We start from the raw sequence: 14,359 nt of genomic DNA, 5'->3' as shown, positions 1-14,359 counted from the left end.
GCCGCCGTGACCGCCGACGACTACTGCTATGTCGAGGCGATGATCTACTACCGCGTCAAGGAGCAGGAGCTCGCGCAGACGCTGCTGCGTAAGGAGGGGCTGGACGCCGGGGCGAGCGGCTTCGCCACCGGCATCGCCGCCCGGGACGAGGACGAGCTCGCCGATCTGCGTGAGTGGTACGTCTCGTGGGTCGACGCCCGCCCGCTCGAGCCGCCCGCCGACGGTCCCTGCGGCGGTCACGGCGCCGACCACGCCCAGATGCCGGGCATGCCGTCGTGGAGCACGCTGCAGGGCTTCGTCGACGCCCAGCCTCCCGACGCAGAACGCCGGTTCGCCGAGATCCTCCGCGACCAGAACGCCGGCATGGTGGCGCTCGTGAACCTGATCCTCGACGGCGAGCCGCATCCGGCGGTCGTCGAGTCGGCGCAGCAGGTGCTCGAGCAGGCAGCCTCCGATGCGGCCATCATCGACGGGATCCTCGCGCAGACGCCCTGATGGCGGGCGGTGACGGATGCCGCGGCATCCGTCTCCCGGGTCACCAGTCGCTGAGCGCGCCGATCGGAGCGAGCGTGCGCGCCGCCTCGCGCAGCGCGCCGACGTGGCGTGCCGCGATCGAGACGCGCGAGAGGGAGGTCGACAGTGTCACCGCTCCGACGGGACGCGCGGCATCGTCGTGGATGGGGACGGCGAGGCACCCGCGGTCGGAGCTGAGCAGCGCGACCTGCTCGGTGTAGCCGCGCACCGCGTATGCCTCGTGGATGGCGCGGACATCGCCGGACGCCGCGTCGACCCGCCAGTTCGGAGCCTGCGGCAGGCGGCGGTCGGGATGTGCGACGAGCCACAGGTGTCCGATCGCCGACCGGGTGGGGTCGGTGAGCAGCGCGTCGGGATCCGACAGCGGCTGCGTGGCGTCCTCGTCGAGCACCAGCAGTCCGGAGCGGTGGAAGGCGAACAGGTGCACCGCCTCGCCGGTCTCGCTGCGCAGGCGCTCCACGACCGCGGCGTGGGCCGGTCGTGTGCGGGCGCCGACGATCGCGGCGAGCTCGAGCACGCGCGTGCCGAGGAGGAAGCCGGAGAAGTCCGCTCGCCGCACGAGGTACTCGTCGCGGACCAGGGAGTTGACCACGCGGTACACGGTCGCCCGCGGGGCGCCGACGGCACGGGCGATCTCGGCCGCCGATGCGCCCCGGTCGTCGCGCGCGACCTGCTCCAGGATCTCCAGCGCGAGGCCGAGGCCCTTCTCCGGAAGCCGGGTGTCGCCCGCGAGACCCGGGCCGCTCACCTCCGCGCCGGCCCTTCGATGCAGTCCGAGTCGACGGGCCAGTCGTGCACGCCGATCCGCGCCGCCACCCGCGGGTGACGCGCCAGCCGCAGCGAGCCGGCCCCGACGACGACGGCGAGGATCCCGGCTGCCCACAGCAGGCCGCCCGGATTGTCACGCAGCGTCGCGACGAGATAGAACCCCAGGACGCAGACGAGCCCGGCGAAGGGGAGTGCGCTGATGGCCACCGCGCGGACCGTGAGCTCGCCGATCCGTGCGAGGAAGACCGGCGCCGCCGCGCACACCAGCGCGTAGGCCAGCACGAACCCGATGATCGATGCGGGCGAGGTGACGATCCGCATGTCCTGCCGGCCACCGCCGAGCGCGAGGATCGCGACGGGCACCGCCGTCACCACCGCGGTGAGCAGCACGCCGGCGACCGCGGGCACGCCCCGCCCCGAGACCCGGCCGAAGACCACCGGCAGCAGGCCCTCGCGGCTCATCGCGAAGCCGAGCCGCGTCGCCGCATTCGTCATCGCCAGCGCGCACGCGAGGAAGGAGATCGCCACGATCACGTCGATGAGACCGGACAGGCCCGTCACGGCGGTGAGGGATGACGCCCCCGGCCGCTCCGCCACGATGGACAGCTGCGCGGCCGTCCCGACCAGCATGACCAGGCCCGTCGCCCCCACGCTGACCATCACCGCGCGCGGCACTGCCGCGAAGGGACGACGGGTCTCCGGGCCGAGTGCCGCACCGCTCTCGAAGCCGACGAAGCCGATGAGGGCGAAGGCGACCCCCGTGATGATCGCCTCGAGTGAGAAGTCCGAGGGACGGGGCACGAGCAGCCCCAGATCCCACCGGGTGAGGCTGAGGGCGACGATCGAGAGCACCAGCACCGTCGCCACGGCGATCGACTCGAGGACGAGCAGCATGCGCGTCGACATCCGCAGTCCACGGGCGACGACCAGCGCGATGACGCCGCCGAACCCGGTGATGAGCACGACGACGAGCCACGGGGGAGCGGTTCCGCCGCCGAGCAGGTTCGCGAGCCGCTGCGAGCCCGATGTCAGCGTGTTCATGGCGACGGCGAGATAGCCGATGCCCAGGGCGGTGCCGGTGACGAGGCCCACGTGAGAGCCGAGACCCCGGGCCGCGAAGGTGTACAGCGAGCCCGTGCTCGCGATGCGGCGCGCGAACATGCCGATCACCAGGCCCACACCGACCACGAGCGTGAGGGTGATCGCGATGTCGAGGAACGCGAAGGATCCACTGCGCGCGTAGGCGGCGGCCGGGTGGATCAGCAGGACGCCGGCGGGCGCGGTGGCCGCCACGGACTGGGCGACGACGTCGATCGTGCGGGCGTGGCGACGGCGCAGGCCCGCGAAGGGCGAGCTGGATCCGAGGTCGTTCCTCGGCCGCGCCTGCTCGATCGCGTCCGCGAGTGCAGTGCTCACGCGTCCTCCTCCGGTACCGGCGCTCGCCGCGGTGCGGCTGGCCGCGACGCTACCCGCCCCGCGTTGCGGGAAACGGCGGCCCGTGTTTCGGCCGCGTGACACGACGTGGGAGCAGCGGGCGGAATCGGCCGGCGGCGTCTCACGAGGATTTCGCCCGACGTTCGCGGCTTCGTACGACGGCGAAACGGCGCGGGCGAAGAATCGGCCCCGATGCGGGTGCGAGCCGCGTCATCGCCGTCGAAAGGAATCCTGTGACCGAACAACAGCTCTCACCCGAGGGGGACTCGCCGCCCCCCTCGCGGCAGCGGCCGACACGCCGCGGCCGACTGCTCACACCGCGCGCCCTCGGCATCGGCTCCGCGGTCGCCGCCGCGGCCGCCGCCGTCGCGCTGGTCTTCGCCACCCAGACCGCGGTGCAGGCGACTTCATCGCCCGAGACCACGGCATCCACCCCCATCGCCGCCGACAGCACGGACGAGGACGCGCCCGAGAAGGCCGAGGAAGTCGCCAAGCCGGCGACGATCGCTGCCGCCTACGACGCGCTCTCGGGCGCCGAGGTCGAGTACGTCCGCTTCGTGGGCGCGCAGGACGCGGCGTTCGCGGCCGGCAAGGACGTGTTCGGCGAGCCCGGACTGCAGTTCCTCTCGACCGATGTGGCCGACCCGCAGGCGTACGCCGACGGACAGCGGCGCCTCATCTCGCTGTACTACGACTACGCCACCAACGAGACGGTCAGCATGATCGTCAACGCGACGACCGGAGCGGTCGAGGCCGTGGACCGCGCCTCGGGCACACAGCCCGCGCCGACGGATGCCGAGACCTCGCTCGCCTGGGAGCTGCTGCTCGACTCCGACGCGGCCCAGCCGGTCGTCGACGAGTTCGCCGCGCTCACCGGCGGATCCGCCCTGACCCCGTCATCCGCCGAGGTCCTCCTCACCGCCCACTCGTTCGTCACGGATGCCGGATCCTTCGGTGCCGAGTCGTGCGGCGTCGACCGGTGCGTGCAGCTGCTCGCTCAGGTCGACGGCGGCGCGTTCCTCACCACCAGCACCTACGTCGTCAACCTGTCGACGCGGGCCGTCCTGTCCATCTCATGACCTTGGAGACCCTCCCGATGAAACGAAACCCCCTCCGCCGGCTGCTCGGCGCGGGCACCGCGATGGCTCTGCTGGCCGGCGGTCTCGTGCTGTCCGCACCGGTCGCGGCCTCCGCCCAGACCGTCACCGAGGCATCCTGCTCCGGCGACTCCCTCGTCTCGAAGACCCTCGAATCCGGATCCAGCTGGCAGATGTGCTGGCGTCTGGACACCTACCGCGGGCTCGTCCTCGACAAGATCGCCTACCAGCCGCGCGACGACGCGGCGCCGATCCTCGTGCTGGACTCCATCGCGCTCGCCCAGCTCAACGTGCCGTACGACACCGGCGCCACCGAGTACAACGACGTGACCACGTATCAGGTGGGCGGGCGTCGCCTGCAGGCCATCGCGGCGGTCGACTGCCCGGTCGGCGAGGTGCACAGCGCCTGGGTGGACGCGACCCGCGGTGAGATCCCGGCCGTGTGCATCGGCGAGGAGGACTCCGGTCTCGCCTACCGCTCGAACATCACCAACGATGCGCTGTACGCCGCGCAGGGCACCGACCTCGTGCTGCACAGCGTGTCGCGTATCGGCTGGTACGAGTACCAGACCGAGTACCGCTTCCACGACGACGGCGAGATCTCGGTGCGTCTCGGCGCCACCGGCGATCTGTCGCCCAACGACTACGTCGACGTCGTCAACAAGGGGTGGCCGATCGCTCCCGGCCAGGAGGATTTCGCCGTCAACCACTACCACTCGGCGTTCTGGCGGGTGGACTTCGGCCTCGACTCCGGCGCGACCCAGCAGGTCGAAAAGTTCGCGACCACGCCCACCGGCGACTACGGCACCACGGGCGACACCGGCCACACCGCGATCCTCGAGACGCAGCTCACGCAGGTCACGAACGAGACCAAGACGATGGGCTCGAACCGCGAGGCGTACCGGGTCGTGAACCCCGAGAGCATCAACGCCGACGGGCACGCCCGCTCGTACGAGATCATCGTGCCGCGCGACCAGGCCTACAACCTCAACCCCGAGACCGACTACGACATCGCGTTCACGTCGGCCAAGTCGGACGAGATCCACGCCAGCCACAACCTCATCCCGTCGAAGGCGGGTCAGATGGTCAGCGACTACATCGCCGACGGCGAGACGCTCGTGGACCCGGTGGCGTGGGTGAACGTGGGCTTCCACCACATCAACCGCGACGAGGACCAGAGCCCGATGCCGATCCACTGGCAGGGCTTCACCCTCTACCCGCGTGATTTCGCGGCGCAGAACCCGAACATCCCCGAAGGCCGCAAGTGGGTCAACGGCGACATGCGCGGGGTGCCGAACCCGAACATCACGCCGACGCCCACCGCGTCGCCGACGCCCACCCCGACGACGGAGCCCACCGCGGAGCCGACGCCGACACCGACCGAGTCCGGGAACGGCAACGGGAACGGGAACGGCAACGGCAACGGGAACGGCAACGGGAACGGGAACGGCAACGGGAACGGCAACGGCAATGGGGGCGCAACGGCGCCCGCTGCCGCACCGGTGACGTTCGGCAACGCCGAGGTCGCCCCCGGCGCCGCGCAGACCGCGACCGCCAGCGGCTTCACCCCCGGTGAGACCGTGAGCGCCGTGCTGCACTCCGACCCCGTCGACGTCGGCACGTTCGTGGCCGACAGCGAGGGCGTCGTGACGGCCCAGTTCGTCGTCCCGTCCGGCACCCCTGCCGGCGAGCACTCGCTGGTGCTGACCGGGCAGACCTCCTCGGCCGTCGCGCAGGGATCGTTCACGGTGGCGTCCGCGTCGCCGGCCGCGATCTTCGGCGCACTCGCCACGACCGGCACCGACGCGAACAACTGGGCGCTGTCGGGCCTCCTGCTCCTGGTGGCAGGAGCCGGACTCGCGGCCACGTCGTGGCACCTGCGCCGCCAGCAGGCGCACAAGGGGCAGGCCGCGGCCTGATCCCGCCCGCGGGGCGGCGCGTCCATCGCGTCGCCCCGCGGAACCCTCTCCGCCGCGGAGGCTCTCGGCCCGCGGCATCCCGAGCTGAAAGGTCCTCCTCATGCGCAGTCGTATCGCCGCGTTCGGCGTCGTGCTGGCCCTGTCGACCGCGACGGTGGCGGCCGGGGCCGTGGGGCTCAGCCTGATGACGGGTGCCGAGTCGGCTCCGCAGGCCGCCGCCGCGGGTGCACGGACGGATGCCGCCACCGCCGCCTACCCGACCGTCGAGGACCACTGCTACATCGAGGGCATGATCCCGCACCACGAACAGGCGCTCGAGCTCAGCAGCCTGGTGCTGGGCGCCACCGGCGTCCGCGACCGCACGCGTGCGCTCGCCGAGTTCATCGTCGCCGACCAGACCGCCGAGATCGAGACGATGCGGGCCTGGCAGAACGCCTGGCGCGGTGCGATACCCGCCGGCGGTCCGAGCGCGGGGCACGAGGGCCACGGCGGGGCGCAGCCCGCAGCCGGAGCCGTGCCGACCGGATGCGGCGACCACCCGCATACCGAGATGAAGGGCATGGCGAGCGCCGAGCAGCTCGCCGCGCTCGACGCCGCCGAGGCCGGCGCCGCCGACCGGATGTTCCTCGACCTGATGATCGCCCATCACGAGGGCGCGCTCGAGATGGCCGAGAGCGCGGTGCGTGAGGGGACCAACGCGTATGTGCGGTCGTCCGGCAAGCACGTGCTCGTCGAGCAGCAGCGTGAGATCGCGGCGATGACGGCGCTGCTCGCCGAGGCGCCGTGACGGTCGTCGCCGGCTCGGCGGTGGTCCGCCGCTCGCTCGGCAGCCGGCGACGGGCGCTCGTCGGGCTCGCCGCCCTGCTGATTCCCACCGGCGCCGCGCTCGCGCTCGCCGCGGCCTTCGGCGTCGCGACCGTGCGCAACGACTCCATGAACCCGACGCTGCACAGCGGCGACACCGTGCTGTTCGACCGGTGGAGCATCCCGGCGCGCGGGGACGTCGTGCTGCTCGTCGACCGGGAAGGATGGTCGGGCACACCGGACGCGCTCCTCGTGAAGCGCGTCGTGGGCGTGGCGGGCGACGTCGTGGTGTGCTGCGAGGCAGGGACCGGCCGTCTCCTCCTCAACGGCGCTCCGGTCGAGGAGGCCTACGCCGGCGCGGTACGGCCCGGCGGCGACATCCCGTTCCGCGTCACCGTGCCCGACGGTGCCGTCTGGGTGATGGGCGACAACCGGGCCGCGTCGGCCGACTCCCGTGCATCGGTCTCGGCGCCCGGGCATGGCGCCGTCATCCGCGACGACCTGCGCGGCACGGCGCGCGCCTGGTGGGGCGGCTAGCGCGCACCACGCGGAGGGACGGGATGCCCCGGGGCCGCGGCATCCGTCCCTCGAAAGCGGTACCGCTCATGTGTCGTGCGGCGCCCTCGATGCCTGCGCGAGGCTTAGCCTGGAGACATGGCGACGAAGCCCCCGAAAGCGGACATCGACGAGACGCGTGTGCGCGCCACCGGCCCCAAGAAGGTGGCTGTGGGCGTGCCCGCGGTGCTGCATGCGCTGCAGATCGCGAACGACCAGATGGGTGTGGCACGGTCGGTGCAGACGCTGCTCCGCGTCAACCAGAAGGACGGCTTCGACTGCCCCGGCTGTGCGTGGCCCGAGGAGGACAAGCGGCACATCGCCGAGTTCTGCGAGAACGGCGCCAAGGCCGTCGCCGAAGAGGCGACGCTGCGACGGGTGGGCGCGGACTTCTTCGCCGCGCACTCGCTGGACGAGCTGCGCGGCCATGACGACTGGTGGCTCGGCCAGCAGGGGCGGCTCACCCACCCGATGGTGCTCGAGGAGGGCGACACGCACTATCGGCCCATCTCGTGGGACGACGCGCTGGCACTGGTCGCCGACGAGTTGCGGTCCCTCGACGACCCCGACGAGGCCGTCTTCTACACGTCGGGCCGCACCTCGAACGAAGCCGCGTTCCTGTACCAGCTGCTCGTGCGCGGACTCGGCACGAACAACCTCCCCGACTGCTCCAACATGTGCCACGAGTCGTCCGGCTCGGCGCTGACCGAGACGATCGGGATCGGCAAGGGCACCGTCTCGATCGACGACATCCACGAGGCCGACCTGCTCATCGTCGCCGGGCAGAACCCGGGGACCAACCACCCCCGCATGCTCTCCGCGCTCGAGAAGGCGAAGCAGCGCGGTGCGACGATCATCGCGGTGAACCCGCTGCCCGAGGCGGGGCTCATGCGCTTCGAGAACCCCCAGACGGTGCGGGGCGTCGCGTTCGGCGGCACGAAGCTCGCCGACCAGTTCCTGCAGATCCGCCTCGGCGGCGATCAGGCGCTGTTCCAGGCGATCGGCAAGCACCTGCTCGAAGCCGAGGAGACCGACGGCGGTGTCCTCGACCACGAGTTTCTCGCCGCGCACACCAGCGGCTTCGAGGCCTACCGTCAAGCGATGGCGGATGCCTCGTGGCGCGACCTCGTCACCGCCACGGGGCTTCCCGAGAAGTCGTTGCGGCGGGTCGCCGAGACCGTGCGCACGTCCCAGGCGACGATCGTCTGCTGGGCGATGGGACTCACCCAGCACAAGCACTCGGTGCCGACGCTGCGCGACGTGGTGAACGTGCTGCTGCTGCAGGGCAACATCGGACGTCCGGGCGCCGGCGTCTGCCCGGTGCGCGGGCACTCCAACGTGCAGGGCGATCGCACCGTGGGCATCTACGAGAAGCCGTCGGCGGCGTTCCTCGACGCCCTCGACACGGAGTTCGGCTTCGCCGCGCCCCGCGAGCACGGCTTCGACACGGTGGGCGCAATCCGCGCCATGCGCGACGGGCGCGTGCGGTTCTTCATGAGCATGGGCGGCAACTTCGTCTCGGCCACCCCCGACACGGCGGTCGTCGAGGCCGGCATGTCGCGCGTCGGGCTCACCGTGCACGTGTCGACGAAGCTCAACCGCTCGCACGTCGTCACGGGGCGCCGCGCCCTGATCCTGCCGACGCTGGGCCGCACCGATCGCGACCGCCGCGGCGGTCGCGAACAGCGCGTCACCGTCGAGGACTCGATGGGAGCCGTCCACGCCTCGCGAGGCCGGCTCGCCCCGCCGTCCGAGGAGCTGCTCAGCGAGGTCGCCATCATCGCCCGGCTGAGTGCGCTCGTGTTCGGGCCCGCGGAGGCCTTCTCGCCCGAAAGCTCGTCACGGGCGGAGGAGATGCCACGAGCGGAGGATGGTTTCGCGGCATCCGCTCCTCCGCTCCTCACATCTCCTCCGCTCATTGCGCGGGATGCCGCGACGCACGCTGGCGACGCGACGCGCGGCGCGGACGCGACCCACGGCGACGCCGCGCGGCACGACCGCGGATACCCCGAGCGGTCACCGCGCGAGGAGGCCCGCTCCGACGGTCCCGATCCGGCCGGGCTGCGGCATCCGGCCAACGTCCCGCACGCGGACTGGGCGGCGCTCGAGGCGGACTATGCGCGCATCCGCGCCCACATCGCGCGGGTCATCCCCGGCTTCGACGACTACGAGGAGCGCATCGACAAGGGCCGCACCCTGCACCTGCCCAACGGACCGCGCGATGCGCGCCGCTTCGCGACGGCTGACGGCCGGGCGCAGTTCACCGTCAACCCGCTGGAGTATCCGAGGATCCCGCGCGGGCGCCTGCTGCTGCAGACGCTCCGCTCGCACGACCAGTACAACACCACGATCTACGGCAAGGACGACCGGTACCGCGGCATCCACGGCGGACGCCGCGTCGTGCTCGTGAACGCGAGGGACATCGGGCAGCTGGGCTTCGCCGAGAACGACATCGTCGACCTGGTGTCGGAGTGGCGGTCGCCCGAGGGCACGCTCCAAGAGCGCCGCGCCGAGGAGTTCCGGATCGTCGCCTACCGCACGCCCCGGGGCAACGCGGCTGCGTACTACCCGGAGACGAACGTGCTCGTGCCGCTGGACTCGGTGGCGGATGTCTCGGGCACGCCTACCTCCAAGTCCGTGGTCGTGCGACTCGAGCGTCGCGCATGAGGGCCCGGCGCGTCCCTAGGCTGGAGGCATGACCCGCGCCGCCGTCATCACCGTCTCCGACCGCTCCGCCGAGGGCAGCCGCCCCGACGTGAGCGGTCCTGTCGCGGTCGCCGCCCTGCGCGAGGCGGGGTTCGACTGCGCGAACGCCGTCGTCATCGCCGACGGGGCCGACAGCGTCGAACGTGCGTTGACCGCGGAGGTCGTGGCGGGCGTCAAGCTCATCGTGACGACCGGTGGCACCGGTGTCTCCCCGCGCGACCAGACGCCCGAGGGCACGGCCCGCGTGGTCACGCGACAGGTGCCGGGAATCGCGGAGGAGCTGCGGCGACGCGGTGCCGCCGCCAAGCCCGCCGGCATGCTGACCCGCGGCGTGGCCGGCGTGGTCGACCCGCACGGCGCGCTGGTGGTGAACCTGCCGGGATCCCCGGGCGGCGTGGCCGATGGGATGCCGGTGGTGCTGTCGGTCGCGAGGCACGTGCTCGATCAGCTCGGCGGAGGAGACCACTGATGGCCGTGTCGACGGACGCGGTGCGGGTGGCCGCCATCAGCGCCGAGCCGCTCGATCTCGACGCCCACCTTCGCGCGGTGGACGACCCGCGCATGGGCGCCGTGACGACGTTCGTCGGTCGCGTGCGCGACCACGATCCGGATGCCGCCACCGCCGTCGTCGCCCTCGAATACTCCGCGCATCCCGACGCCGAAGCGGCGCTCGCCGGTCTGGCCGCGGCTGCGATCGGCTCCTCCGGGGCGGTGGTGGCCGTGTCGCACCGGGTCGGCACGCTGGGCGTCGGCGACGCCGCCGTCATCATCGCCGTCGCGTCCGCACACCGGGCGGAGGCGTTCGAGGTGTGCCGCACCCTCATCGAGACCATCAAGACCGGGCTGCCGGTGTGGAAGCGCCAGGTCGAATCCGACGGCAGCGCCACCTGGCTCGGGCTCGGCGGCTGATGCCGCAACTGGTTCGCGCCACCGCCTCCGACCTGACGGAGTTGGTGGCCTTCCTGCGCCTGGCAGATCTCACGCTCGCGGGCCTGGACGCTCCCGGGGTCCGCCTGTGGATCGTGCGTGACGACACCGGACGGATCGTAGGCAGCACCGGGTTCGAGCGGAGCGGGGAGCACGCGCTCATCCGCAGCGTCGCCGTGCACCCCGACGCGCGCCGCTCGCGCCAGGGCACGGCGCTTGCACGAGCGGCGCTGGACCACGCCGCGGCCGAGGGGGTCGCCCGCGCATGGCTGTTCAGCCGCCGGTCGGGGCCGTTCTGGCAGAGCCTGGGTTTCGAGCCCGCGGATCGGACGGCGCTCGCCGCCGCCCTTCATGACACCGAACAGGTGCGCCTGTTCGTGCAGACGGGACAGCTCGAGCGCGAAACCGCCTGGTCCCGTCGTCTGCCCTGAGCAGCCGTGTCGATCAGCCGCCCGCGAAGGGGGGCAGCACGTCGACGAGATCGTCCGCGCCGAGCGGCGTGTCGTCGTCGACCCGCGAGCCTCCGACGAGGACCGCGCACCGCGGCAGGATCCCGCTCAGGCCCGGAAACTCCTCCGACACCGCGCGGCGCAGTTCGCCCAGCGTCGCCTCCGCGCGGCGCTCGGTGTCGAGCCCCGTCGCCTCCTGTGCGGCCGCGAAATAGCGGACGACGGCCATCAGGCCTCGTGCTCCCAGTCGCCGGCGAGCGCGGTGATCGCCGCCACGGCGGACTCGATGTCGGCCGGGGAGCCGCCGTTGCGACCCGCGACGAGCCCGGCCACGAACGCGCTGAACGGCGCCGCCGGGCGCGCCACACCGGCCGCGACGTCGCGTGCGAGGTCGAGGACCAGCGACACCGGCACGTCTTCGGGCGCGAGATCGAACCGCTCGCGCAGCGCGGCGGCCCAGGCGTCGAGGGCCTCGGGGGGAAGGGTGCGGGACTGCTCGCTCATGGCGACTCCTCCAGGCTGGGGTGCGCGTGGTCGGCCCGCGCGCGGGCTTCGTTCAGATCCTCCCACGTGTCGACATCGCGGGTGAGGTCGTCGGGCGCCGCGACGACCGCGATCGCCAACTCCGCGACGAGTGTGCGCACGGGTTGGTCACGTCCTCGGCCGGGGAGAACGGATGCCGCCTGCCGCAGCGCCCGCGTGCGGTACACGCCCGTCAGCCACTGAGGTCGGCTCGAGGCGTCGCCGAGGCACAGGCCCTCGGTGTCGGCGGGGAGCAGGGGGAGATCAGCCAGCAGCCGGCGGACTGCGGCATCGACGCCGGGAAGGTCGCAGGCCAGCATGAGCGTCCACTCCGGGTCGTCGCCCGCCGGCCAGGATGAGAGCGCCGCGACCACGCCGGCGACCGGGCCGCCGAAGGGCGGATCCTCGCGCACCCATTCGACGGCGAGGCTCTCATCGAGCACCGGCGCGACCACGGTGAGGGGCCGGGCTCCGGCATCCGTCGCCGCCGTCACGGCCGCCGCGAGCAGTGTGCGCCCGCCGACCTCGAACAGCGGCTTGACGGCGCCGTCCACGCGCGTGCCTCGGCCGCCGGCGAGCAGGATCGCGCCCAGGCCGGCGGAGACTTCGGGTCGCCGGCCGGGCATCAGCTCTCGCCCGGGCGGTGCCAGTCGCCGCTCTTGCCGCCGGTCTTCGTCACGATGCGCACGTTCTCGATGGAGGTGCCCTTGTCGAGCCCCTTCACCATGTCGACGACGGCGAGTCCGGCCACCGAGACCGCGGTCAGCGCCTCCATCTCGACGCCCGTGCGGTCGGCGGTGCGCACCGTCGCCTCGATCTGGACGCCCTCGTCTTCGACCGCGAGGTCGACCGCAGCGCCGTGCACGCCGATGACGTGGGCGAGCGGCAGCAGTTCTGGGGTGCGCTTGGCGGCCTGGATGCCGGCGATGCGGGCGACGGCGAGCACATCGCCCTTCGGCACCGATCCGTCGCGCAGCGCGGCGACGACGTGCGGCGCGCAGCGCACGAAGGCGCGGGCGGTCGCCGAACGCACCGTCGGCTGCTTGAGCGTGACATCGACCATGCGCGCGTTGCCGGCATCGTCGAGGTGCGTGAAGGTCGGCGGTTCGGGCGTGCTCATGAGATCAGCATGACATCGACGACATCGCCCGCCGCCACCGCATCGACCTCGGCGGGCACGACGGCATACGCCTCGGCCCGGCCGAGTCCTCCGGCGAGGTGGGATCCGCCGCTCGTCGCGGGGAAGGCCCGCCAGGCGGCCGGATCGGAGCGGTCGATGGTGACGGGCAGGTACTGGCGCCGTGCCGGCGGGGTGTGCCACCCGGCTCCCGCCCGCAGCGCGATGACGGGGCGGTCGAGGGTCCTGCGCCCCTGCAGGCGCAGGAGCGCCGGCCGCACGAACACCTCGAACGAGACCGCGGCGCTGACCGGGTTGCCCGGCAGCCCGAACAGCAGCGTGCCGGCGCCGAGGCGGCCGAAGCCCTGCGGCTTGCCGGGCTGCATGGCGACCTTCGAGAAGGCCATGGTCTCGGCGAGCGTGGTCTTGACCACTTCGTAGGCTCCCGCGCTGACGCCGCCCGAGAAGATGACGACGTCGGCACGGTCCGGCGACCTGGGAGCCGTCACCTCGGCGAGCAGGGCGTCGAGCGCCCCGCCCTCGTCGGGAACGCTGGCGCGGCGCACGACCTCGGCGCCCGCCTCGGTGGCGAGGGCGGCGAGCAGGATGCTGTTGGATTCGGGGATCTGACCGCGCCGCAGCGGCGATCCCGGCTCGACGAGTTCGCTGCCCGTGGAGATGACGGCGACACGCGGACGGCGTGCCACCACGACCTCGGCGACGCCGGACGCAGCCGCGGCCGCGACCTGCAGGGGGCCGAGCAGCTCGCCGGCGGCGAGGACCTCGTCGCCGGCGCGAGCGTCCTCCCCGGCCCGGCGGATGTGGGCGCCCACGGCGCGCGGAGTCCGCTGCACCGAGATCGTGCCGAGGGAGTCGGCGAGCCCGCCCGCCGTGTCTTCGAACGGAACGATCACGTCGGCGGCCGTCGGGACCGCCGACCCGGTCATGATGCGTGCAGCCTCTCCGGGCCGGAGGGCCGGATCGGCGTCGGTGCCGGCGGGCAGGTCGGCGACGACGCGGAGCGTCGCCGGCGCGACGGCCACGTCCTCGAAGCGGACGGCGAACCCGTCCATGGCCGAGTTGTCGAACACCGGGATGTCGACCGCGGCCCGCACCGGTTCGCGCAGCGTACGGCCATGCGCGGCCGCGAGCGCGACGCGTTCCGCCTCCAGCGGCTCGACGCCGTCGAGCACATCGGCGAGGTGCTCCTCGACGGTCTGCAACCCGCTCACGCGCGCACCGCCGCGCGATCCGCGTCGGCAGCGTCGCGGTTCCACGCGTCGATGCCGCCGGCGAGGACGGATGCCTCGACCCCCGCGGCCCGCAGAGCCACCGCCGCGCGCTGCGCGCGCATGCCGACCTGGCACACGACGACGCGCGCGGCCTCCACGCGCCGAGGCTCGGCGAGCACGTCGCCGAGCGGCAGCAGCACCGAGCCGGGGATGACGCCCCGCGCCGTCTCGAACGGCTCGCGCACATCGAGCAGCACGGCCCCCGCGCGCTGGGCGGCGAGCGCCTCGGCGGGAG

At 72.9% G+C, this 14,359-nt stretch carries 17 protein-coding genes; 9 read left to right on the top strand and 8 right to left on the bottom strand.

The window, feature by feature from the left end:
• The coding region (locus ACI3KY_RS18695; RefSeq protein ID WP_404931639.1) for a DUF305 domain-containing protein at positions 1-495 on the top strand (495 nt) is incomplete at its 5' end.
• Positions 496-535: 40 nt separating this feature from the next.
• Here ACI3KY_RS18695 and ACI3KY_RS18690 read toward each other — a convergent pair.
• Positions 536-1,282 (bottom strand): IclR family transcriptional regulator, encoded by a 747-nt coding sequence (locus tag ACI3KY_RS18690; RefSeq protein WP_404931638.1) that lies wholly within the window; start codon positions 1,280-1,282, stop codon positions 536-538.
• The gene (locus tag ACI3KY_RS18685) at positions 1,279-2,718 is read right to left on the bottom strand and encodes an APC family permease (RefSeq protein WP_404931637.1); all 1,440 of its coding nucleotides are present in this window, start codon (positions 2,716-2,718) and stop codon (positions 1,279-1,281) included. Before ACI3KY_RS18685 ends, ACI3KY_RS18690 begins: the two co-directional genes overlap by 4 nt.
• A 251-nt stretch (positions 2,719-2,969) precedes the next feature.
• Here ACI3KY_RS18685 and ACI3KY_RS18680 point away from each other — a divergent pair, with 251 nt between their 5' ends.
• From ACI3KY_RS18680 to ACI3KY_RS18645, 8 genes are all read left to right on the top strand, one after another.
• A complete protein-coding gene (locus tag ACI3KY_RS18680; RefSeq protein ID WP_404931636.1) occupies positions 2,970-3,815 on the top strand; it encodes a hypothetical protein in 846 nt (281 codons plus the stop codon).
• Between the two features lie 17 nt (positions 3,816-3,832).
• Positions 3,833-5,752 carry a hypothetical protein gene (locus ACI3KY_RS18675; RefSeq protein WP_404931635.1) on the top strand — a complete coding sequence of 640 codons (1,920 nt, stop codon included), beginning with the start codon at positions 3,833-3,835 and terminating at the stop codon, positions 5,750-5,752.
• Positions 5,753-5,852: 100 nt separating this feature from the next.
• Positions 5,853-6,539 carry a DUF305 domain-containing protein gene (locus ACI3KY_RS18670; protein WP_404931634.1) on the top strand — a complete coding sequence of 229 codons (687 nt, stop codon included), beginning with the start codon at positions 5,853-5,855 and terminating at the stop codon, positions 6,537-6,539.
• Positions 6,536-7,093: a signal peptidase I gene (gene lepB, locus ACI3KY_RS18665; RefSeq protein ID WP_404931633.1), complete on the top strand. Its 558-nt coding sequence runs from the start codon at positions 6,536-6,538 to the stop codon at positions 7,091-7,093. The genes ACI3KY_RS18670 and lepB overlap by 4 nt, the downstream gene beginning before the upstream one ends.
• 117 nt (positions 7,094-7,210) lie before the next feature.
• Positions 7,211-9,778: an FdhF/YdeP family oxidoreductase gene (locus tag ACI3KY_RS18660; protein WP_404931632.1), complete on the top strand. Its 2,568-nt coding sequence runs from the start codon at positions 7,211-7,213 to the stop codon at positions 9,776-9,778.
• 28 nt (positions 9,779-9,806) lie between these two features.
• Entirely contained in the window at positions 9,807-10,286 is a 480-nt protein-coding gene (locus ACI3KY_RS18655; protein ID WP_404931631.1) for a molybdenum cofactor biosynthesis protein B, read from the top strand.
• The gene (locus ACI3KY_RS18650; RefSeq protein WP_404931630.1) at positions 10,286-10,726 is read left to right on the top strand and encodes a molybdenum cofactor biosynthesis protein MoaE; all 441 of its coding nucleotides are present in this window, start codon (positions 10,286-10,288) and stop codon (positions 10,724-10,726) included. The genes ACI3KY_RS18655 and ACI3KY_RS18650 overlap by 1 nt, the downstream gene beginning before the upstream one ends.
• On the top strand, positions 10,726-11,175 hold the full coding sequence (locus ACI3KY_RS18645; protein WP_404931629.1) for a GNAT family N-acetyltransferase: 450 nt from the start codon (positions 10,726-10,728) through the stop codon (positions 11,173-11,175). The genes ACI3KY_RS18650 and ACI3KY_RS18645 overlap by 1 nt, the downstream gene beginning before the upstream one ends.
• A 13-nt stretch (positions 11,176-11,188) precedes the next feature.
• Here ACI3KY_RS18645 and ACI3KY_RS18640 read toward each other — a convergent pair whose 3' ends face one another.
• The 6 genes from ACI3KY_RS18640 to ACI3KY_RS18615 form a co-directional block, all read right to left on the bottom strand.
• The gene (locus ACI3KY_RS18640) at positions 11,189-11,422 is read right to left on the bottom strand and encodes a MoaD/ThiS family protein (RefSeq protein WP_404931628.1); all 234 of its coding nucleotides are present in this window, start codon (positions 11,420-11,422) and stop codon (positions 11,189-11,191) included.
• A complete protein-coding gene (locus ACI3KY_RS18635) occupies positions 11,422-11,697 on the bottom strand; it encodes a DUF6457 domain-containing protein (protein WP_404931627.1) in 276 nt (91 codons plus the stop codon). Before ACI3KY_RS18635 ends, ACI3KY_RS18640 begins: the two co-directional genes overlap by 1 nt.
• Positions 11,694-12,341 carry a molybdenum cofactor guanylyltransferase gene (locus ACI3KY_RS18630; protein ID WP_404931626.1) on the bottom strand — a complete coding sequence of 216 codons (648 nt, stop codon included), beginning with the start codon at positions 12,339-12,341 and terminating at the stop codon, positions 11,694-11,696. The genes ACI3KY_RS18635 and ACI3KY_RS18630 overlap by 4 nt, the downstream gene beginning before the upstream one ends.
• Entirely contained in the window at positions 12,341-12,835 is a 495-nt protein-coding gene (gene moaC / locus ACI3KY_RS18625; RefSeq protein WP_404931625.1) for a cyclic pyranopterin monophosphate synthase MoaC, read from the bottom strand. Before moaC ends, ACI3KY_RS18630 begins: the two co-directional genes overlap by 1 nt.
• Positions 12,832-14,064 (bottom strand): gephyrin-like molybdotransferase Glp, encoded by a 1,233-nt coding sequence (gene glp, locus ACI3KY_RS18620; protein WP_404931624.1) that lies wholly within the window; start codon positions 14,062-14,064, stop codon positions 12,832-12,834. Before glp ends, moaC begins: the two co-directional genes overlap by 4 nt.
• On the bottom strand, positions 14,061-14,359 hold a 299-nt coding region (locus ACI3KY_RS18615; RefSeq protein WP_404931623.1), incomplete at its 5' end, for a rhodanese-like domain-containing protein. The genes ACI3KY_RS18615 and glp, both read right to left, overlap by 4 nt.

It is taken from the genome of Microbacterium sp. ZW T2_14, from assembly GCF_044987405.1.
Lineage (GTDB): Bacteria > Actinomycetota > Actinomycetes > Actinomycetales > Microbacteriaceae > Microbacterium.
This window is presented reverse-complemented; position numbering and strand designations above follow the sequence as displayed.

Coding starts and splice junctions, on each gene's coding strand:
- ACI3KY_RS18675 (WP_404931635.1), top strand. CDS start 3,833: ATGAAACGAAACCCCCTCCGCCGGCTGCTCGGCGCGGGCACCGCGATG.
- ACI3KY_RS18670 (WP_404931634.1), top strand. CDS start 5,853: ATGCGCAGTCGTATCGCCGCGTTCGGCGTCGTGCTGGCCCTGTCGACC.
- ACI3KY_RS18660 (WP_404931632.1), top strand. CDS start 7,211: ATGGCGACGAAGCCCCCGAAAGCGGACATCGACGAGACGCGTGTGCGC.
- ACI3KY_RS18655 (WP_404931631.1), top strand. CDS start 9,807: ATGACCCGCGCCGCCGTCATCACCGTCTCCGACCGCTCCGCCGAGGGC.
- ACI3KY_RS18650 (WP_404931630.1), top strand. CDS start 10,286: ATGGCCGTGTCGACGGACGCGGTGCGGGTGGCCGCCATCAGCGCCGAG.
- ACI3KY_RS18645 (WP_404931629.1), top strand. CDS start 10,726: ATGCCGCAACTGGTTCGCGCCACCGCCTCCGACCTGACGGAGTTGGTG.
- ACI3KY_RS18640 (WP_404931628.1), bottom strand. CDS start 11,422: ATGGCCGTCGTCCGCTATTTCGCGGCCGCACAGGAGGCGACGGGGCTC.
- ACI3KY_RS18635 (WP_404931627.1), bottom strand. CDS start 11,697: ATGAGCGAGCAGTCCCGCACCCTTCCCCCCGAGGCCCTCGACGCCTGG.
- ACI3KY_RS18630 (WP_404931626.1), bottom strand. CDS start 12,341: ATGCCCGGCCGGCGACCCGAAGTCTCCGCCGGCCTGGGCGCGATCCTG.
- moaC (WP_404931625.1), bottom strand. CDS start 12,835: ATGAGCACGCCCGAACCGCCGACCTTCACGCACCTCGACGATGCCGGC.